We start from the raw sequence: 19734 nt of genomic DNA, 5'->3' as shown, positions 1-19734 counted from the left end.
CGCACCCACCGCACCCACCGCACCCACGCACCCACCGCACCCACCCCACCCACGCACCCACCGCCCTCAACGCCCTCAACGCCCCTCAACGCACCCACCGCACCCACCGCACCCACGCACCCACCGCACCCACCGAGTCCGCCTCCCCGGCGCCGAGACGGCGGGACGTGGTGCGGCGAACCCGGCGCCGCCGTACGGCGAGAAACCCTCCCCGGATCACCGACTCAGGAACAACTGACGTCACGGGAGCAACAACAACAAACCCCCTCCGGCTGAGGCGAATGGGCCCACCCGTTGTCGATCCACACCATGTCGATCATGGCCCGCCCCATTCACGGGGTATCCATCACCGCACGTGGACGCCCCGTGGGCGTGGGACACCACGTGGACGTGGGACACCACGTGGACGTGGGACACCACGTGGACGTGGGACACCACGTGGACGTGGGACACCACGCGGACCTGCCACACCACGCGGACCTGCGACACCACGCGGACCTGCCACACCACGCGGACCTGCGACACCACGTAAACGTGGGACACCCCGTGGACCCGGGACACCGTGGACGTGGATCCCTGGTGGACATGTCCGCATCCGTCGGGACAGCACCCACCCCGGTTGCTGGTCTCTTGGACGGCGCAGCGACGGCGGGGCGTGGTGCGGCGAACCCGGCGCCGGCGTACGGCGAGAAAGCCGCGACCGGATGCCACTTGGGCGTCGCTTCGCGGAATGCGGGTGGGCTCTCTCCGATACGTGGCGGCGCCGCCTCATCTGGAGGGCGTCCTGCGGAAGGGGCAGGGGCGAAGCGGTGGAGAGGGAAGGGGTTAGACGCCCATGGTGCGGCGGAGGGATTCGAGGGCCTGGTCGGCGGCGGCTCGTAGGCCGGGGTCGGTGGGGTTCAGGCCGGGGTCGAAGTGGAGGTCCCACTCGGCGGTGTCTTTTTGGGGGACTCGGCGGGCTACCAGGCGGACGCCGCCTTGGTCGGTCAGGCGGATGTGGCGGCTTACCAGGATGGAGGAGGTCACGCGTTCGCGGACGGCTTCGGGGACTCGGCCGGGGGTGGGGACGAGGACGCGGTGGGTGGTGCCGTCGGTGGTGGTGACGGTCAGGCCCTCCTGGTCCCAGTGGGCGCGGTCGATGTGGTGCCAGGGGAGGGGGGTGGAGTCCGGGAGGTGGAGCGCGCGGTCGGTGACCACCACGAGGCCGCCGGTGCCGGTGGGGGCGTGGACCAGGACCCGCTCGCCCGGCTCCAGCGTGACGGCCGCGTCGGCGGGGAGGCTTCGCGAGCCCCAGGGAAGTCGCATGACTGAGAACCTATCTGCACGGTGAAGCCCCCAGAGGAAGGGGCGGCCACCGGGGAGGGTGCGAGTCACCGGTGGCCGCGATCCTTGAGTTCCCGTCAGGACTCCGAGGACTGCGTGCGGGCGATGCCCGCGAGGCCCGCGGCGGGCTGGGAGATGCGGGCCGGCGCTCGGGACTCGGAGCGGCGCAGGACCGTGTCGAGGGCCCAGACACCGGGGCCGATCGCGACGATCAGCAGGAAGGCCCAGGCGAACATGGCCGCCGCCTCGCCGCCGTTCTGCACGGGGAACAGTTCCCGGGGCTGGTGGACGATGAAGTAGGCGTACGCCATGGAGCCCGAGGCCAGGACGGCGGCGACCCGGGTGAACAGGCCGGTCATCACCAGGGCGCCGCAGGCGAACTGGATCAGTGCCGCCCACCAGTTGGGCCAGGCGGCGAACACGACCGCGTGGCCCGAGCCGCGGTGGCCGCCCAGCACGCCGAAAAGCGAGGCGACGCCGTGCAACATGAACAGGAAACCGATCACGATGCGGAACAACGCGTAAATCGGTTCACCGAGTCGATCTAGTTTGGGCATTGGATCACCTTTCTCCACACAGGATTCCGGTGGAGTCACGAGGTTCACGGGGCATTCACCGGATGTTTTCCGGAATGGCGAAATCGCCCTGTCAACCGGGTCGTCACTGGTCAGCGGCATCAAAGCTGGAACAGACCGGGCGGCTTCGCTGACGCGGCCGGGCGATGCCGGAAGAGCTCGATCATGGATGGTCGACCGTGATCCACCCACAGCGTGGATCGACCGCGCGAGCACTGTCAATCACACCTAGGGGATTCACAATGTGACATCCGACCGAAGCCCGTTGACCTGGTAATAAACTCTAGTCAACCCTGAAACTACCCCAGAGTTATTTTCATCGACCCCTATTGAGGGCTCGACACGCCGCAACGTTCCATCAGGCCGGAGAGGAGAGACATGAGCCCGGAGAGGAGAGACATGAGCCCGCTGCGGTGACGGCTCGGCTTCCGCCACGCCGACGCCGACGCCGACGCCGACGGAGGTGGAGGTGGAGGTGGAGGTGGAGGAAACGGAGGACGACGACGACACTCACGTCTGTGACTGCGATGCTCGCATCTGGGGCCACCCCCGGGCGCACATAAGTCCGCCGGCGGTCCGGTGCCGCCGGGACCGGCATCAGTCCCGTGAGGGCCCTCTCTCCCGCAAGGCGACCCGGGGGGCGACGGGTGGTCACCGCGATCAACACGTACCGCGTCCCGTCCCGCTGGTCCCCGTCACAGGCTCCCTCACAGGGTCCGTCACAGGGTCCGTCACAGGGGCCGCGAGAGGCCGCGGAACGAGACCTGGTCCCCCGGACGGACAGACGTGCCGGTCGACGCTCACCGGGAAGACGACGAAGCCGGTGACCCGGGGCGCATCCCAGGTCACCGGCTTCGGTTTCGCGGTCTATTCGAGGTAGTCCCGTAGCATCTGCGCCCGGGTGGGGTGGCGGAGTTTGGCGAGGGTCTTGGACTCGATCTGGCGGATGCGTTCGCGGGTCACGCCGAACTCGCGGCCGACCTCCTCCAGGGTCCTCGGGTGGCCGTCGGAGAGGCCGAAGCGGAGCTGGATGATGCGTTGCTCGCGTTCGGACAGGGTCGCCAGGATGTCGTCCAGCTGGTCCTGGAGCATGATGAAGGCGGCCGCTTCGATCGGCACCACGGCGTCGGCGTCCTCGATGAAGTCGCCGAGGTCGGAGTCCTCCTCACCGATGGGTGACTGCAGCGACACCGGCTCCTGGGCGATGCGCTGGATCTCGACCACGCGGTCCACGGGCAGGTCCATCTCCATCGCGATCTCCTCGGGAGCGGGCTCCCTGCCGAGATCCTGGTGGAGCTGACGCTGGACCCGGACCAGCTTGTTGATCGTCTCGACCATGTGGACGGGAATCCGGATGGTGCGCGCCTGGTCCGCGATGGCCCTGGTGATCGCCTGGCGGATCCACCACGTGGCGTAGGTGGAGAACTTGTAGCCCTTGGTGTAGTCGAACTTCTCCACCGCGCGGATCAGGCCGAGGTTGCCCTCCTGGATCAGGTCGAGGAAGAGCATGCCGCGTCCGACGTACCGCTTGGCGATGGACACCACCAGCCGCAGGTTGGCCTCGATGAGGCGCTGCTTGGCGCGGACGCCCTCCCAGACCAGCTCCTCGAACTCCGGCCGGGCCAGCCTCACCCCGAGGTCGCATAACTTGTCCTCGGCGAACAGGCCGGCTTCGATGGCCTTGGCGAGTTCCACCTCCTCCTCGGCCGTCAGCAGCGGGACCCGGCCGATCTCCCGGAGGTATATGCGGACGAGATCGCTGGTCGGGGCCCGCTTACCTACGTCCTCCTCGTCGGGGCGGATGGTGTCGTCGTCGCCCTGAGGCTCGAGCACCTCCACACCCTTTTCGGCGAGCATCCGCACGACGCGTTCCAGCGCGTCGGCCGGCAACTCGGAGCGGTCGAGCGCGGCAGCCACGTCGTCGACGGTGACGCTCCCGCGCTCCCTTCCTCTCGCGACAAGATCCGCCACTTGGTCAACCGATGGCGGTCCGCTTGGCAGCACCGATGCACCCACGCGTCATAGTCTGCGGTATACGACACAGAAAAGGGCAGGCCTATTTTTGTCACAGATGGTAAGGCGATCGTCATTACCGAATCGATATGAAATGCACGTTTGGCGGCCGTGACCAGCGGAAAGTAAAGCTAATTACGCATCAGACGGCGCGTTCTCTAAACACCCGCCGTTGTTGTTCGAGCGCCACCAGTTCTCCGAAGAGCCGGTTGTAGTCCTGCTGCTGCTCAACCGGGTTGAGGCGCTCCATCCTGGCCTTGATCTGGACCAGCGCCCGGGTGACGGCGACCTCGGCCAGCCGGGCGAGCACGGCCGCGCCGTAACGCTCCTCGCCGTCCAGATCGGATCGCAACGGCTCCACGGCGAACCGGGTCAGCATGACCCGCACGGCTGTGTCCTCGGTCGACGCGAGCAAGCGGTCGACCCAATCGCGTCCCCCGGGGCCGCCGCCCACCGTGCCTCCGGCCACGATGATCGTCTCGTACAGCGCGGCGTGGCCGGGCACGGTGAACACCTGGGGGCCGAGGGCGTCGAACTCGGGGCCCAGCAGCGCCGGACGCTGCACGGCCAGCTTGAGCGCCTCGGACTCGACCCGCACCACCGGGTCGGCGGGGTCGTGGGCGGGAGGTCCCGGACGGCGGGTGGTCCGCTCGGGCGCCGCGCGGCCGCCGGAGCGCCCGCCGACCTCCTGGATGCGGCGCAGCACCATGCGCTCGTCCATGAAGCCGAGCCAGCGGTCGAGGTCCACGGCGTACCGGCTGCGCAGCGCCGTGTCCTTGATGCCGGCGACCAGCGGTGCGGCGGCGTCCAGCGCGGCCAGGCGGCCCTCGTTGCTGTCGAGCTCGTAGCGGGAGATGACGCTGCGGATGGCGAACGCGAAGAGCGGCTCGCGGCCGGCGATGAGGTCGCGCACCGCGCCGTCGCCGTGCTTGACCCTCAGGTCGCAGGGGTCCAGGCCGTCGGGCTGCACGGCCACGAAGGTCTGGGTGACGAACTTCTGCTCGTCGGCGAAGGCGCGCAGCGCGGCCTTCTGGCCCGCCGAGTCGCCGTCGAAGGTGAAGACCACCTCGCCGCGGAACTCGGCCTGGTCGAGCAGCAGGCGCCGCAGCACCTTGATGTGCTCCTCGCCGAAGGAGGTGCCGCAGGTGGCCACGGCGGTGGGCACCCCGGCGAGGTGGCAGGCCATCACGTCGGTGTAGCCCTCGACGATCACGGCCTGCGAGCGCTTGGAGATCTCGCGCTTGGCGAGGTCGACGCCGTACAGAACGGAGCCCTTCTTGTAGATCGGGCTCTCCGGCGTGTTGAGGTATTTGGGGCCGTCGTCCCCGTCGAGCAGCTTGCGGGCGCCGAAGCCGATGACGTCGCCGGTGATGTCGCGGATCGGCCACACCAGCCGGCCGCGGAACCGGTCGACCGGGCCGCGGCGGCCCTCGCGGGCCAGGCCGCCCTTGATCAGCTCGTTGACGGTGAAGCCGCGGCCGAGCAGGTGGCGAGCCAGGCGGTCCCACTCGGTGGGGGCGTACCCGACGCCGAACCGCTCGGCGTCGACCTTCTCGAACCCGCGCTCGGCGAGGAACTTGCGGCCCGGCGCGGCCTCGGCGGCGTCCAGGAGGGAGACGTAGAACTCGGCCGCGGCCCTGTGCGCGTCCAGGAGCCGGGTGCGCTCGCCGTGCTCGCGCCCGGGGACGTACCCGCCCTGCTCGTAGCGGAGCTGGATGCCCGCGCGCTGGGCGAGCCGCTCGATGGCCTCGGCGAACGACAGGTGCTCGAGCTTGCGGACGAAGGTGATCACGTCGCCGCCCTCGGCGCAGCCGAAGCAGTACCAGTAGCCCCGGGCGGGGGTCACGTTGAACGAGGGGGACTTCTCCTCGTGGAAGGGGCAGAGGCCCTTGAGGTTGCCGCCGCCGGCGTTGCGCAGCTGGATGTGCTCCCCCACGACATCGGCGATGGGTGAACGCTCTCTCACGAGCGCGATGTCGTCGTCACTGATCCGCCCGGCCACGCCCGTGAGTCTACGGCTCCGCCGGAGGGGGCCGGACGGGAGCCAGCAGGATGGGCGATTTTTCGTGAATGGTGCATGGTGTCAGCGGAGGTCCGTTACAAAGGAAACGCTCATTTTCGGTAACGTCTAGCGGGTGGGGATCATGCGATCGGGGCGAATGGCCGCCATTGCCACGGCGGTGCTGGTCACCGCCGCCAGCGCGGCCTGCGCCGCCCCCGGCGGGGTCGCGGGGATCAGTACCTTGCCACCGGCGCCGACCGCGGCCAGTCCGGACACGACGGGCGACCCGGGCACCGGGGCCCCCACGGACGACCCGGGCGCCGTGGACCCCACGGCCGATCCGGGCGCCGATCCCACCGCCGATCCCACCGCCGATCCCACCGCCGATCCCACCGCGGATCCTGGCGGTGCCGACCCGACCGGCGACCCCACAGCCGACCCGACCGGCGACCCCACGGCCAGCCCGGCCGGCGTGGACGCCGCCGCCACCCCTGGGGCGAAGCCCAGCGGGGACGGGATCGGCCCGGCCACGCTGGATCCCACTTCCTCGCCTTCGGTGACCGTCCCGAAGGGTGACGCTCCCGTGCGGGTGCCGCCGCCGCGGCTGTCCCCCTTCAAGTACGTCTTCCCGGTGCGGGGATGCCGGGTCAACTACCCGCGCCAGTTCGCGGCCGTGCCCAAGACCACCATCTGGGCGGGCAAGGGCTGCGCGTTCGTCGCCCCCGTGGACGGCGTGGTGCACGAGACCAACGCCCTCAACCGCTGGAAGGCCTCCACCGACCACGGCGCCGACCGCGTGGGCAGGTTCGTGTCCATCATCGGGCGGGACGGCGTGCGCTACCTCGGCGGTCACCTGGACGGCGTCCAGTCCGGCATCCGAGCCGGCACGCCGGTCCGCGCCGGCCAGGTACTGGGCCAGATCGGCGACTCCGGCGACGCCCGCGGCGAGGCCGCCAACCTGTACTTCGCCATCTCCTGGCAGACGTCCCCCGCCTACTGGTGGGTCCGCCGCGGCATGGTCAACCCCTGGTCCTACCTGGACGCCTGGATGGCCGGCAACCCGACCCTCTCCCCCCGCGACGAGGTGACCGGCATGCGCGCCCGCCTGGGCGCCACCCCCCGATGCCAAACCGACTGCAAATCCAAACCCCAGTCCAAGCCCCGCCCCACCACCCAGCCCACCCGCCTCCCCACCCCCGAGGTCACCAAGGGCTGACCCCCTGCGGCGGACGGCTTGCCGTCGCGCAGAGTGTGCTGAGCACGGCATCGGGTGCGGGCATTTCGACCGCCGGGTGCCCGCGCTCGCGGGGTGACGCCCAGGTGCGGTGATGGATAACCCGGGAATCGGGTGGGCCATGGTCGACATGGTGTGAATCGACAACGGGTGGGTCCGTCCACCTCAGCCGGAGCGGGTTTGTCGTTGCCGGCCCGGTGCGCGGGCAGGAACGGGGGTGCGTGATCCGGTCGGGGGTCAGGGGTGGGAGGTCAGGGAGTGGTGGAGGGAGGTTGCGGAGGCGTCGGTCAGGGAGGCCAGCTGGTCTATTACCACGCGGAGGCGGGTGGGGTCGTCGGGGGCTTCGGTGAACAAGGGGCGGAGGGCGGGTTCGAGGGTGGTGGGGGCGCCGAGGGTGATCAGGCTGGCCAGTTCGGCTATCAGATCGCGTTGGCGGGCCAGGTTGGCGTGGTGGTCGGCGCGGGACATCACGTAGTGGGCCGTCACGCCTTTCAGGAGGGCGCACTCCAGGCGGACCCGGCGGGGGATGATCAGGTTGCCGCGGTGGCGGGTCAGGGGGGTGCCGCGGTGGCGGGCCGGCGAGGTGCCGCCGTGGTGGGTGGAGAGGGTGCCGTTGCGGGGTGGGGGGGTGCCGTAGGTCTGGAGGGTGGCTTTCTGGGCGCTGCGGCAGAAGCGGCCTATCAGGTCGCTGGTGAAGGACTTCAGGACGACCAGGTCGGCCATGGTGCCTTCGAAGCGGACGGGCCACATGGGCTCGGCGACGAGGGCGGCGAGGGTCTCTTCCAGCTCGTTGAGGTCGGAGTCGGGGGCGTACCACTTGAGGGTGCGTTCGCAGACCTCGCGGCGTTCCTCGGGGTCGCGGAGCAGGGCGGGGGTGACGTGGCCGGAGTGGAGGGCGTCCTCCAGGTCGTGCACGGAGTACGCCACGTCGTCGGCCCAGTCCATGACCTGGGCCTCGAAGGCGACCTCGCCGGCGGGGATCCCGGCCCGCACCCACTCGAACACCGGCAGGTCGTCGGCGTAGACGCCGTACTTGGGGCCGTGCGCGGAGGTCCAGGGGTACTTGAGCGCGGAGTCCAGCGCGGCGCGGGTGAGGTTCAGGCCCGCGCTGCGGCCGTCGGGGGTGAGGACCTTGGCCTCCAGCCGGGTGAGCAGCCGTAGGCTCTGGGCGTTGCCCTCGAAGCCGCCGCAGCGGACGGCCAGCTCGTTGAGCACCGCCTCGCCGTTGTGCCCGAACGGCGGGTGGCCGATGTCGTGGGCCAGGCACGCCGTCTCCACCAGATCGGGGTCGCAGCCGAGCGCCTTGCCCATCTCGCGGCCGATCTGCGCGCACTCCAGGGAATGGGTCAGCCGGGTACGCGGCACGTGCCTGCCGTGGTCGCTGACGTCTCCCGGCCCGACCACCTGGGTCTTGGCCGCGAGCCGCCGCAGCGCCGAGCTGTGCAGCACCCGTGCCCGGTCGCGCTCGAACGCGCTGCGCTCGGGGTTGCCGGGTGGTTCCGGTACCCATCTGGCCTGGTCGGACTCGTCATAACCTTCCATCGGTAGCGGGATGCTACCCCCGGGACCGCACTCCAACGACGAACACCGGCAAAACTCCCCAAGACCGGCACATTGCGGGTGTCACCGCAGGTCAAGCAGCCCTTAACATCCCCTTACCATCACATCGTCGTACCCCTTACGAGGAGGTCACCGCGTGTCGGAGTCGTCGGATGCCACCACCGCGCGCCCGGCCTCCAGGCGGGCCACCGGCACCCGGAACGGGGAGCAGGAGACGTAGTCGAGGCCGATGCGGTGGCAGAAGCGCACCGACTCGGGGTCGCCGCCGTGCTCGCCGCAGATGCCGAGCTTGAGGTCGCGCCGGGTGGCGCGCCCCTCCCGCACCGCGATGCTCATCAGCCGCCCCACCCCGGCGCGGTCCAGGCTCTCGAACGGCGAGACGCCGAAGATGCCGAGGTCGAGGTAGCGGGCGAAGAACGCGGCCTCGACGTCGTCCCGGGAGAATCCCCAGGTCATCTGGGTGAGGTCGTTGGTGCCGAACGAGAAGAACTCCGCCGCCTCGGCGATCTGCCCGGCGGTGAGCGCGGCCCGCGGCACCTCGATCATCGTGCCGATCATGGCCCGCACCCCGGTGTCGACCAGGATGCGCCGGGCCTCGTCCCGGACGTACTCCAGCTCCTGAACGGCCCCGACCAGCGGGATCATGATCTCTGGCCGGGGGTCTCCCCCGGCGGCGCGCCGCTCGACGGCCGCCTCGGCGATGGCGCGCACCTGCATGGCGAACAGCCCGGGGATGGCCAGGCCGAGCCGTACGCCGCGCAGCCCGAGCATGGGGTTCTGCTCGTGCAGCCGCCGCACCGCCTTGAGCAGCTCGCGGTCGCGCGGCGTGGCGTCGTCCCCCGCCAGGGCGACCTTCACCGACATGCTCGTGAGGTCGGGCAGGAACTCGTGCAGCGGCGGGTCGATCAGCCGGATGGTCACCGGCCGGCCGTCCATCGCCTTGAGGATCCCGACGAAGTCGGCCTTCTGCAGCGGCTCCAGCGCGTCCAGCGCCGCCTGCCGCGCCTCCCCGGGCCCGGCGAGGATCAGGTCCTCCACGAGCTGCCTGCGCTCGCCGAGGAACATGTGCTCGGTGCGGCACAGCCCGATGCCCTGCGCGCCGAACCGGCGGGCCCGCGCGGCGTCCTCGGGGGTGTCGGCGTTGGCGCGGACGGCCATGCGGCGGCGCTCGTCGGCGTGGGACATCACGCGGTGCACCGCGCGGACCAGCTCGTCGTCCGCGTCGCCCACGCCCTCGAAGTACTCCACCACCGGGGAGGCCACGACCGGCACCTCGCCGAGGAACACCTCGCCGCTGCCGCCGTCGATGGAGATCACGTCGCCCTCGGCCACCGTCACGCCGCCCGGGGCGGTGAAGCGGAGCCCCTCGGCGTCCACCTCCAGCTCCTCGGCGCCGCAGACGCAGGTCTTGCCCATGCCGCGCGCGACGACGGCCGCGTGCGAGGTCTTGCCGCCCCTGCTGGTCAGCACACCCCTGGCCGCGATCATGCCGGACAGGTCGTCCGGGGTGGTCTCGCGGCGGACCAGGATGACGTCCTCGCCCTCGTCGGCCAGCTCCTGCGCGCGTGCGGAGGAGAACACCGCCTTGCCGACCGCGGCGCCCGGCGAGGCGTTCATGCCCTTGGTGAGCAGCCGCCGCCCGCCGTTCTCGCCGAAGCGGGGGAACATGAGCTGGGCGAGCTGGTCGCCGGTGACGCGGGTGAGGGCGTCGTCCATGTCGATGAGGCCCTGGTCGGCGAGCTGGACGGCGATGCGGAACGCCGCGGCGGCGGTGCGCTTGCCCACCCGGGTCTGGAGCATCCACAGCTTGCCGCGCTCGATGGTGAACTCGATGTCGCACAGGTCGCGGTAGTGGTTCTCCAGGGTCTTCATGATGTCGAGCAGCTGCCGGTACGACCCGGGGTCGATGTCCTGGAGCCGTTCCAGCGGAACGGTGTTGCGGATGCCCGCGACGACGTCCTCGCCCTGGGCGTTCTGCAGGTAGTCGCCGTAGACGCCCTGCTGGCCCGTGCCGGGGTCGCGGGTGAAGGCGACGCCCGTCCCCGACTCCATGCCGAGGTTGCCGAACACCATGGCCACGACGTTGACGGCGGTGCCGAGGTCGGCGGGGATGCGCTCCTGGCGGCGGTACAGCACGGCGCGCTCGGCGTTCCACGAGCCGAACACCGCCTCGACGGCCATGCGGAGCTGCTCGCGGGGGTCGGCGGGGAAGTCGGCCCCGGTCTCGGCGCGGATGATCTCCTTGTACCTGTCCACCAGGGGCTGGAAGTCGCCCGCGTCCAGGCCGAGGTCGCTGTCGACGTCCTTGGCGCGCTTGGCGTCCTCCAGGGCCGTCTCGAACAGGGCGCCGTCGATGCCGAGCACGGTCCTGCCGAACATCTGGATGAGCCTGCGGTAGGAGTCCCAGGCGAGCCGCTCGTCGCCCGCGCGCTTGGCGAGGCCGTGCACGGACTCGTCGTTGAGGCCGACGTTCAGGACGGTCTCCATCATGCCCGGCATGGAGAACTTGGCGCCGGAGCGCACGCTGACCAGCAGTGGGTCGTCGGGGGCGCCGAGGCGGCGGCCCATCCTGTCCTCCAGCGCCGCCAGGTGCGCGGCGACCTCGTCGGTCAGGCCCGTGGGAAGCCCGCCGCCGCGCAGGTAGCTGCGGCAGGCCTCGGTGGTGATGGTGAAGCCCGGGGGCACCGGGAGCCCGAGGTTGGTCATCTCCGCGAGATTGGCACCCTTGCCACCGAGCAGGTCCTTGAGATCTTTGTTTCCCTCGGTGAAGTCGTATACATACTTGGGCACTTCAAGCTCCTTCAACGACCTCGACGGCCTACGTTTCCACCCCGTTCCCCGACTGTACCGAGGAAAAGGTAGAGGAAACCTCACTCATCTCGCCTGAGGACATCTGCCCAGCTAGAGACCAATATACCGGTCTAATCCAATTTCAATCCCGGGGCCGGAGAGGGTAAATCCGGGGAGATCAAGCGTCAATTCGCGGGGGAATTGAAATGGTGTAGACCAATTACTCGCCGCCGCGCAGCGGAGGGACGCCCGCGGCCGTGGCCACCAGTTCCTCGAACACCTCGCGGCCCGTGGTGAACGCGCCGAGCCGCACGTCCTTGATGTCCCCGTGATAGTCGCTGGACCCGGTGACGCGCAGCCCTAGGTCGCGGGCGAGCCCCCGTACGTGGTCGCGGTCCCCGGGGCCGTGGTCCGGGTGCGCGGCCTCCACGCCCCACAGCCCGGCCGCCGCCATGGCCGCGATCGCCTCGTCGGGCACGACGTGGCCGCGGGCCGCCGCCCGGGGGTGGGCGAGCACCGTCACCCCGCCGGCCGCCGCGACCAGGCGGACCGCCGCGAGCACGTCGAGCTCGGCCTTCGGCAGCCGATAACGTCTCCCGAGCCACCGCGGCCCGAACGCCTCGTCCACCGACGCGACCAGCCCCCGCCGTACCAGCGCCTTGGCGATGTGCGGACGGCCGACCGTGCCTCCGGCCGCGTCGGCGAGGATCTCCTCCAGCGTGACGCCGACGCCGTCGGCGTTGAGCAGCTCGACGGTGGCCGCCGCCCGCCGGTCGCGGGACTCGCGGACGCCGGCGAGCCCGGCGGCCAGTTCCTCGTGGCCCGGGTCGAACAGGTAGGCGAGCAGATGGGTGCCGAGCGACTCCTCTCCCCCGTGCCACCGGGTGGACAGCTCGGCCCCGCGCACCAGCGTCAGCCCGGACGGCAGCGCGCCCGCCGCCGCGTCCCACCCGGCCGTGGTGTCGTGGTCGGTGAGCGCCACCACGTCCAGCCCGGCCTCGGCCGCCCGCGCGGGGAGCGCCCCGGGCGGGTCGGTGCCGTCGCTGGCCGTGGAGTGGGTGTGCAGATCGATCCGCATGACACGAGGCTCTCAGCCGGGCCCCGGTGCCACACGGGCGCCCCCGTCAGGGAGAGGCCGGGTGCTCGGCGAAGTGCCGCTCGCACAGGCGGAGGCGGCGGGCGTGCCAGACCATGTAGGTGCCGAGGACCAGTTGCTTGAGGCTGCGGCCCACGTTCTCCCACCGGTCGCGCAGGCGCAGCCAAGTGAGGGCCACCGCGCGCGGCGCGCGGGCGGCCTGGCGGGGGACGGCGAGACAGGGGGCCCGGTTGGGGAGGGAGCGGGTGTGGGCCGCCGTGGTGGCCAGGGTGTAGCGGGCGAGGACCTCGCGGGTGACGGCGCGGACGGTGAGGGGGGCCAGGTGCCAGGCGGGGCAGGGGCGGTTGACGGCCACGCCGAACGGGATGTGGTTGGGGCGCGAGCGGCGGTAGGGGTCGAAGCGGTCGGGGTCGCGGTACCCGGCGCGGTGGAACTCCAGGTAGTTGAAGCACACGACCGAGCCCTCCGGGATGGCCGTCCCGTCGTCCAGGTCGATGCCGGCCGAGGTGACGCGGTGCGCGATGCCGAACAGCGGGTACAGCCGCAGCGTCTCGTCGATGACGTGGTCGAGCAGCTTCTCGTCGTCCGCGGCCTGCCGCTGGATCTCGGGGTGGCGGGCCAGCACCATCAGCACGTGCGCGGTCGCCTCGGCGCTCTGCACCACGGCCGTGGTGAAGAAGGTGCCCTGCAGGTACAGCGCACGCTGCCGCCGGTCCAGCAGCACGGGCAGCGCGTGCGGCACCTCCCTGAGCGCGCGCTCCAGGTGGGCGGTGAGGCGCGCCCGGCGGTCCATGTGCCGCAGCGAGCAGCACTTGAGCGCGTCGGCCACGTCCTCGGCGTTGGCCACGATCATGTCCCGCACCCCGGGCGGGCACGGCACGCCGAACACCACCCGGTGGTAGAACTCCGCCCACACCGGCATCAGCTGGTCGCGCAGCCGGACCAGCCCGGCCCGCCCGGGGTAGGCGTCCCGCACGCTGGACACCGCGAGCCGGTCGGCGGCGTGGCTCGGCATGGTCAGCACGCGGCGGGTGCAGCGCGCCACCTCGTCGTACAGGGGCCCGGGTTCCAGGTGCTCCTGGTGGATCTCCGCCCCCGGCGACAGCCAGTACCAGAACAGGTCGGACAGCGCGGCGCCTCGGCTGCGACCGTCCGCCGCGGGGTGGGAGTAGACCTCGAGGAAGCGGGACACGTCAAGGTCGCCGGGGATGGCGATGCCCTCGGTGCCGTTGATCCGGGCGAACAGCCGCATCCGCAGCGCGATCACCGCGGGGGGCAGCCAGTGCGGGAGGGTCACGGCGCATATCGAGAAGACGATCAGAACGATCATGTTACTCTCATCCGTGCGGGGACCTGACATACGGAAGTAACCTCACAAAAGATCCCTGTGTAATCCCCTGTACCGGTGTCATCCGTGTAACCTCCCGAGCCACAACCTGGGGACCCCGTGACCCTGGACCTGACGCCCGGCCCGGTCAACCTGCGCGACTTCGAGACGGCCGCCCGCGACCGGCTGGACCCGGTGTACTACGACTACTTCGCCAGCGGCGCCCAGGACGAGCTCACCGTCGCGGCCAACGAGGAAGCTTTCAGGCGCCACTCCCTGGTCCCCCGGGTGCTGCGCGGCGCCGGACGGCCCCGGCTGGACGTCACCGTGCTCGGCACCCCGGCCGCCATGCCGGTCCTGCTCGCCCCCACCGCGTTCCACCGGCTGGCCCATCCCGAGGGCGAGCCCGCCACCGCCCGCGCCGCCGCCGCGGCCGGGGTCATCATGATCGCCGCGATGCTGTCCACCGTCACGGTGGAGGAGATCGCCGCGACCGGCGCCACGCTGTGGTTCCAGCTCTACCCCCAGCCGGACCTCGCCTTCACCGGGTCGCTGATCCGCCGGGCCGAGGCCGCGGGCTGCCGCGCCCTGGTGGTCACCGCCGACTCCCCCGCGCTCGGCCGCAACGAGCGGGGCGACCGCAACGACTTCCACGACCTGCCCGCGGGCATCCACTGCGCCAACATGGGCGAGAACGGCCACGTCCGCCAGGTGGTGCTGTCGCCGGACATCTCGTGGGAGTACCTCGACCGGCTGCGGGCCATGACCTCGCTGCCGATCCTGCTCAAGGGCGTGCTGCACCCGCGGGACGCGAGGCTGGCGGTCGAGCACGGCGTGGACGGCATCGTGGTGTCCAACCACGGCGGCCGGCAGCTGGACACCACCCCGGCCTCGCTGGACCGTCTGCCGCTGATCGCCGCGGAGGTGGGCGGCCGGGTGCCGCTGCTGCTGGACGGCGGCGTCCGCCGCGGAACCGACGTGGTGAAGGCGCTGGCGCTCGGCGCCACCGCCGTGGCGATCGGCCGCCCGGTGCTGTGGGGCCTGGCGACCGGCGGCGAGGAGGGCGTCGGCCGGGTGCTCTCCCTCCTGCGCGCCGAGCTGGACAACGCCCTCACCCTGTGCGGCGCCGCCACCCCGGGCGAGGTCACCGGGGACGAGCTCGGCGGAATCCTCGCATGACGGCTCTCGGAAAGGACCGCGCGTGACCCTGAAGGTGATCGGCGCCGGCGTCGGGCGCACCGGCACGCTGTCGCTGAAGGCCGCGCTGGAGCGTCTCGGGTACGGCCCGTGCTTCCACGGCCGCCACGTGCTCGACCACCCGGACCGGCTGCCGTTGTGGCGGGCCGCCGCGGACGGCGAGCCGGTCGACTGGCACGCGGTGTTCGCCGGGTACGCCGCGAGCGTCGACTGGCCGGGCGCGGCGTACTGGCGCCCGCTGGCCGCGACGTTCCCGGACGCGAAGGTGATCCTCACCGTGCGGGACGCCGGTCGCTGGTACGACAGCGTGCGCGACACCATCTTCCAGATGTTCGGCGACGGCTCGGGGGACGCCGACCCCCGGGTGGCCGAGGCCCGGGACGTCGTGCCCGGCCTGGACGTGTTCACCTCGTTCCACCGGCGCATGATCTGGGACGGCTTCTTCGGCGGCAGGTTCGCCGACCGCGGCCACGCGATCGCCGTCTACGAGGCGCACAACGCCGAGGTGCTGCGCGAGGTACCCCCCGGGCGGCTGCTGGTCGTCGAGCCCGGCTCCGGGTGGGAGCCCCTGTGCGCGTTCCTCGGCGTGGACGTGCCCGCCGAGCCGTACCCGAGGCTCAACGACCCCGCCGCCTTCTGGTCCCGCGTGGCCGCCCGGGTCGCCGAGTCCCGTTCCTGACCCCCCGGGGCCGCCGGGTCCCGCAGAAAGGACACACGAATGCCGTTCCCCCGCTCGCTGGCCGCCGCCGGGCTCGCGCTCGGCCTCGCCCTGGTGACCTGCGCCGCGACGACCGTTCCCGCGACCGCGCGGACCGCGACCGCGGGCCTGGACCGCGCCCTGCTGCGCCAGTCTCTGGACGCGATCCGCGACGCGGGCATGTACGGCGTCTACTCCGCCGTGCGCGACGGGCGGGCGGACTGGCGGGGCGCCTCGGGTGTCGCCGACGTGACCACGCGGCGGCCGGTGCGGCCGGACATGGCGCACCGCGTCGGCAGCATCACCAAGTCGTTCACCGCCGTCGCCCTCCTGCAGCAGGCCGAGCGGGGCAGGCTGGTGCTGGACGCGCCGATCGCCAGATATCTCCCGGGACTCGTGCCGGGCGAGCGCGGCCGGGCGGTGACCGTGCGGATGCTGCTCAACCACACCAGCGGCATCGGCGACCACATCCTCGGCGCGTTCCCGTCGCTGCTCCAGGGCTCCACGGCGAGCCTCGACGACAACAGGTTCCGCCGGATCCGCCCGCGGGAACTGGTCGCCCTCGGCCTCGCGGCCCCCGCGCCGGGGGAACCGGGGCAGCGGTTCTCGTACTCCAACACCAACTACGTCATCGCGGGCCTGCTGCTGGAGCGGCTGACCGGCGAGGACGCCGAGGGGTACATCACCAGGAACGTCATCCGCAGGGCGGGCCTGCGCGACACCGCGTTCCCCCGCACCCCGTTCATCCCCGGCCCGCACTCCAGGGGCTACGAGGCGTTCTACGGCCTGATCGACCCGCCGCGCGACTACAGCGTCTACGACATGTCGTGGATCTACACCGCCGGCGCCCTGGTGTCCACGACCGAGGACCTGTCCGCGTTCTACCGCGCCCTGCTGGGCGGCCGGCTGATCGGGCAGCGGTGGCTGGACGAGATGCGCACGACGGTGACCGTCCCCGACCAGACCGGCGCCATCCCCCTCTACGGCCTCGGCATCTACGCCGTGGACCTGCCCTGCGGCCGCTTCTGGGGCCACGACGGCGCCGTCTTCGGCTACGGCACCATCTCCCTGTCCAGCCCCGACGGGTCCCGCCAGTTCTCCGTAGGCATCAACCTCATGAAGTACCAGCAGGTCAACGCGGACGGCACCCTGGAGCCGCACGCCATCGACTTCGCGTTGAACGACCACCTGTACATCGCTTTGTGCGGCCCGGACGCCGCCGGAACGGCCGCCCGCGGCACCGCCCCGCTGAATTTGTTCCGCATGGACGGACATTGGAACGGCTTGAAGTAACCGAACTCGACGACCGTCGCCGTTCTGGAAGATATGAAATAGGAGGCTAATGCGTTTGGGTTGACGGATGGAGCATCGGGTGGGTCACGTGGTGGTGGAGCCGTTGTCGCGGCAGGACCCTCGGCGGGTCGGCGCCTATGTGTTACTCGGGCGGCTCGGCGCCGGGGCGATGGGGCGGGTCTACCTCGGGCGGTCGCTGGCGGGCCGCCTGGTCGCGGTCAAGATGATCAGGAGTGACCTGGCGGACGACCACGACTTCCGCGCGCGGTTCGCGCACGAGGTGGCGGCGGCGCGGCGGGTGAGCGGCATGTTCACCGCGCCGGTGGTGGCCGCCGACGCGCAGGCCGAGGTGCCGTGGCTGGCCACCGCCTACGTCCCCGCGCCGTCACTGGAACGTCTGGTGAGGCTGTGCGGGCCCCTGCCGGTGCCCGCCGTGCGGTGGCTGGCCGCCGGGTGCGCCGAGGCGCTGGAGTCCATCCACTCGGCCGGCCTCGTGCACCGCGACCTGAAGCCCGCCAACGTGCTGGTGTCCCTGGACGGGCCGAGGGTCATCGACTTCGGCGTGGCACGAGCGGCCGAGCGGATGACGCTCACCGCGACCCGGCAGGCGGTCGGCACCCCCGCGTACATGGCGCCCGAGCAGGCGCGCGACACCCGCGAGGCCGTGGTGGCCAGCGACATGTTCTCCCTCGGCTCCACGCTGCTGTTCGCCGCGACCGGCCACTCGCCGTACCAAGGCAAGTCGATGTCGGAGATCCTGGTGCGGCTCGCCACCGAGCCGCCCGACCTGTCCGGGCTGCCCGAGGGCCTGGCCGACACGGTGAGCTGGTGCCTGGAACGCGACCCGGACCTGCGCCCCACAGCCGGGTGGCTGCTCGCCCACATGGCGCGCGACGCCGGCGAGGAGGACCAGGGGTTCTCCGCGGCGTCGCTGCCGCCCCGCGCGGTCGGGCTGATCGAGCGGTACCGCCAGGCGGCGCACGCCCCGCCGCCGGCCGACCTCGCCGGCGAGAAGCCGTTGGAGGAGGACGAGCTGACCTACGTCCCGCCGGGGCCGAAGAGCGGGTCCGCGCCGAGCGGCGCCTCCACCCCGCCCGAGCAGCCGCCGGACGCGACGACGCGGCGCGCCGACAACGGCGACGACCGGCCCTCCCTGCCCGCGGCCCGCTGGCGGGGCGGTCCCGCCCAGATGGCGGTGTACGCGCTGTCGGTGGTGCTGGCCCTGGTGCTGGGCGGCACGGCCGGGCTGGTGCTCAGTTCCCAGCGCACCGATCCGTACGCGCGCTCCGACGGCGCTCCGCCCGGCGGCCCGCCGCCCGGGGATCCGCCGGTGCCGCACGGGGGCACCGCGGAGCCCGGCGGGAAGCCGCGCATCCTGCTGAACCAGCCGAGCGGCGACGGGTGGACGGTCTTCGTGGTGCACGGCCGGGGCTGGCCCCCCGGGCAGCGGGTGACGATACGGCTCGGCGACGGCCGGGCCTCGCCGGCCAGGCCGGTGGTGGACCGGCAGGGGACGTTCAACTACGCCGTCAACCAGCAGCGGGAGTTCTTTCCCGGCAAGATCCCCCCGGGGGTGCACGAGGTGAAGGCCCGCGCGTCCGGCGGGGGTCCGGACGCGCGGGCCAGCTTCAGCGTCCACGACGGGTAGCGTCACGGACGGGCCGCGCCGGGCTTCCCACGGGCGATGTCATGGCATCCCGCTCCACCACAGGTCCTCCTGGCGGGAGCACCAGACCGGGTCGTCGAGGCGGGCCAGGTCGGTGAGCGTGATGATCTCGTGTTCCAGCAGTACGCCCACGACCACCTCGTCGGACAGCCTGCTGCCCGCCCGCGCCAGGCCCCTGCCGACGATCTTGCGGCGCAGCACCTTGATGTGCTCCCCGACCCGCGCCGACAACCGGTCGCGGAAAGCGGGGTCGACGGAGAAGCGTTCCAGCTCGTAGCTGGCGTCGGTGACCTCCAGGGCGGCCTGGGCGATCTCCGGCGTGCGGGGCAGCGGCGTGGTGCGGGTCGGGTCGACCAGCCACGGGCGGCACCACAGCAGGGCGACCAGGAACAGTTTGGTCATCGGGTCCAGGTACAGCGGCAGCAGCGTGCTGTCGCCCTTGGCGCGCGGCCCGGAGTGCTCGGCGCGCAGGTCGATCTCGGGTTCGCGCGCGGTGACGACCACACGCAGCGGCTGGCCGTCGTCGAGCATCGCCCCCGACCCCACCAGCGCCGTCCCGCGACGCATGAACCATCCGCCGGACGGCTCCTCGCCGTCCTTGAGCCGGGGCAGCCGGATCCGGTGGCCGTCGCTCTCCACGTACAGCGCGTGCGTGCAGCTCATGTTGGCGACCCACGCCCCGTCGCGCAGCGCGGTGACCACACCGGCCCTGCGAGACAGCCCGCGGTCGCCGGGGAGCATCAGGTCGGCGTCGGCTCCCCTGCCGAACACCAGCCGCATGCCCTCGGCCACCTCGACGGTGCGGCCGGACGGCCCGGTGACGCGCGTCGTGGCCGACACCGACGACTCCAGCCCCATGCCCACCTCGCCCTCGCGCTCCGCCACCGCCCCGCTCCCTGTGTCGTTGCCGCGGATTCTAGAAGCCCGCCGGCCCGTCGCGGCACCCCGGAGTTCGGGGATG

The 19734-nt window shown here is 71.8% G+C and carries 14 protein-coding genes; 5 read left to right on the top strand and 9 right to left on the bottom strand.

All coding sequences use genetic code 11. The features are described 5' to 3' along the window. Positions 1-825: 825 nt before the first annotated feature. The 4 genes from ACFP1K_RS27215 to dnaG form a co-directional block, all read right to left on the bottom strand. Positions 826-1305, bottom strand: coding sequence for a hypothetical protein (locus ACFP1K_RS27215; protein WP_380758409.1), 480 nt, complete (start codon positions 1303-1305; stop codon positions 826-828). A 95-nt stretch (positions 1306-1400) separates the two neighbouring features. After that, positions 1401-1880 (bottom strand): DoxX family protein, encoded by a 480-nt coding sequence (locus ACFP1K_RS27210; protein WP_380758407.1) that lies wholly within the window; start codon positions 1878-1880, stop codon positions 1401-1403. A gap of 885 nt (positions 1881-2765) precedes the next feature. Then, positions 2766-3869 (bottom strand): RNA polymerase sigma factor RpoD, encoded by a 1104-nt coding sequence (gene rpoD / locus ACFP1K_RS27205; protein ID WP_380758405.1) that lies wholly within the window; start codon positions 3867-3869, stop codon positions 2766-2768. A gap of 184 nt (positions 3870-4053) precedes the next feature. Further along, entirely contained in the window at positions 4054-5913 is a 1860-nt protein-coding gene (dnaG, locus tag ACFP1K_RS27200) for a DNA primase (protein WP_380758403.1), read from the bottom strand. A gap of 157 nt (positions 5914-6070) precedes the next feature. Here dnaG and ACFP1K_RS27195 point away from each other — a divergent pair, with 157 nt between their 5' ends. Beyond that, a complete protein-coding gene (locus ACFP1K_RS27195) occupies positions 6071-7129 on the top strand; it encodes a M23 family metallopeptidase (RefSeq protein WP_380758401.1) in 1059 nt (352 codons plus the stop codon). A 255-nt stretch (positions 7130-7384) separates the two neighbouring features. Here ACFP1K_RS27195 and ACFP1K_RS27190 read toward each other — a convergent pair whose 3' ends face one another. From ACFP1K_RS27190 to ACFP1K_RS27175, 4 genes are all read right to left on the bottom strand, one after another. Beyond that, positions 7385-8689, bottom strand: coding sequence for a deoxyguanosinetriphosphate triphosphohydrolase (locus tag ACFP1K_RS27190; protein ID WP_380758398.1), 1305 nt, complete (start codon positions 8687-8689; stop codon positions 7385-7387). Positions 8690-8836: 147 nt separating this feature from the next. Then, entirely contained in the window at positions 8837-11497 is a 2661-nt protein-coding gene (gene ppdK, locus ACFP1K_RS27185; protein ID WP_380758396.1) for a pyruvate, phosphate dikinase, read from the bottom strand. Between the two features lie 220 nt (positions 11498-11717). After that, positions 11718-12575 (bottom strand): PHP domain-containing protein, encoded by an 858-nt coding sequence (locus ACFP1K_RS27180; RefSeq protein ID WP_380758394.1) that lies wholly within the window; start codon positions 12573-12575, stop codon positions 11718-11720. A gap of 46 nt (positions 12576-12621) precedes the next feature. After that, positions 12622-13923, bottom strand: coding sequence for a cytochrome P450 (locus tag ACFP1K_RS27175; protein WP_380758391.1), 1302 nt, complete (start codon positions 13921-13923; stop codon positions 12622-12624). A 117-nt stretch (positions 13924-14040) separates the two neighbouring features. Here ACFP1K_RS27175 and ACFP1K_RS27170 point away from each other — a divergent pair, with 117 nt between their 5' ends. The 4 genes from ACFP1K_RS27170 (at position 14041) to ACFP1K_RS27155 (ending at position 18755) form a co-directional block, all read left to right on the top strand. Beyond that, positions 14041-15099, top strand: a complete 1059-nt coding sequence (locus ACFP1K_RS27170; protein WP_380758389.1) for an alpha-hydroxy acid oxidase — start codon at positions 14041-14043, stop codon at positions 15097-15099. A 22-nt stretch (positions 15100-15121) separates the two neighbouring features. Next, positions 15122-15796: a sulfotransferase family protein gene (locus tag ACFP1K_RS27165; RefSeq protein ID WP_380758387.1), complete on the top strand. Its 675-nt coding sequence runs from the start codon at positions 15122-15124 to the stop codon at positions 15794-15796. A 39-nt stretch (positions 15797-15835) separates the two neighbouring features. Next, on the top strand, positions 15836-17107 hold the full coding sequence (locus tag ACFP1K_RS27160; RefSeq protein ID WP_380758385.1) for a serine hydrolase domain-containing protein: 1272 nt from the start codon (positions 15836-15838) through the stop codon (positions 17105-17107). Between the two features lie 79 nt (positions 17108-17186). Continuing rightward, on the top strand, positions 17187-18755 hold the full coding sequence (locus ACFP1K_RS27155) for a serine/threonine-protein kinase (RefSeq protein ID WP_380758383.1): 1569 nt from the start codon (positions 17187-17189) through the stop codon (positions 18753-18755). 39 nt (positions 18756-18794) lie between these two features. Here ACFP1K_RS27155 and ACFP1K_RS27150 read toward each other — a convergent pair whose 3' ends face one another. Further along, a complete protein-coding gene (locus ACFP1K_RS27150; RefSeq protein ID WP_380758381.1) occupies positions 18795-19658 on the bottom strand; it encodes an FHA domain-containing protein in 864 nt (287 codons plus the stop codon). Positions 19659-19734: the final 76 nt, after the last annotated feature.

Origin of the sequence: Sphaerisporangium aureirubrum, assembly GCF_042658925.1 — a bacterium.
GTDB classification, from domain to species: Bacteria; Actinomycetota; Actinomycetes; order Streptosporangiales; family Streptosporangiaceae; genus Sphaerisporangium; species Sphaerisporangium aureirubrum.
Note: the sequence above shows the minus strand (reverse complement) of the source record. Positions and strands in the feature narration are given on the sequence as shown.

Bases quoted from the DNA above. Each gene is read 5' to 3' on its own strand.
- ACFP1K_RS27215 (WP_380758409.1), bottom strand. From the start codon at position 1,305: ATGCGACTTCCCTGGGGCTCGCGAAGCCTCCCCGCCGACGCGGCCGTC.
- ACFP1K_RS27210 (WP_380758407.1), bottom strand. From the start codon at position 1,880: ATGCCCAAACTAGATCGACTCGGTGAACCGATTTACGCGTTGTTCCGC.
- ACFP1K_RS27195 (WP_380758401.1), top strand. From the start codon at position 6,071: ATGGCCGCCATTGCCACGGCGGTGCTGGTCACCGCCGCCAGCGCGGCC.
- ACFP1K_RS27190 (WP_380758398.1), bottom strand. From the start codon at position 8,689: ATGGAAGGTTATGACGAGTCCGACCAGGCCAGATGGGTACCGGAACCA.
- ACFP1K_RS27180 (WP_380758394.1), bottom strand. From the start codon at position 12,575: ATGCGGATCGATCTGCACACCCACTCCACGGCCAGCGACGGCACCGAC.
- ACFP1K_RS27175 (WP_380758391.1), bottom strand. From the start codon at position 13,923: ATGATCGTTCTGATCGTCTTCTCGATATGCGCCGTGACCCTCCCGCAC.
- ACFP1K_RS27160 (WP_380758385.1), top strand. From the start codon at position 15,836: ATGCCGTTCCCCCGCTCGCTGGCCGCCGCCGGGCTCGCGCTCGGCCTC.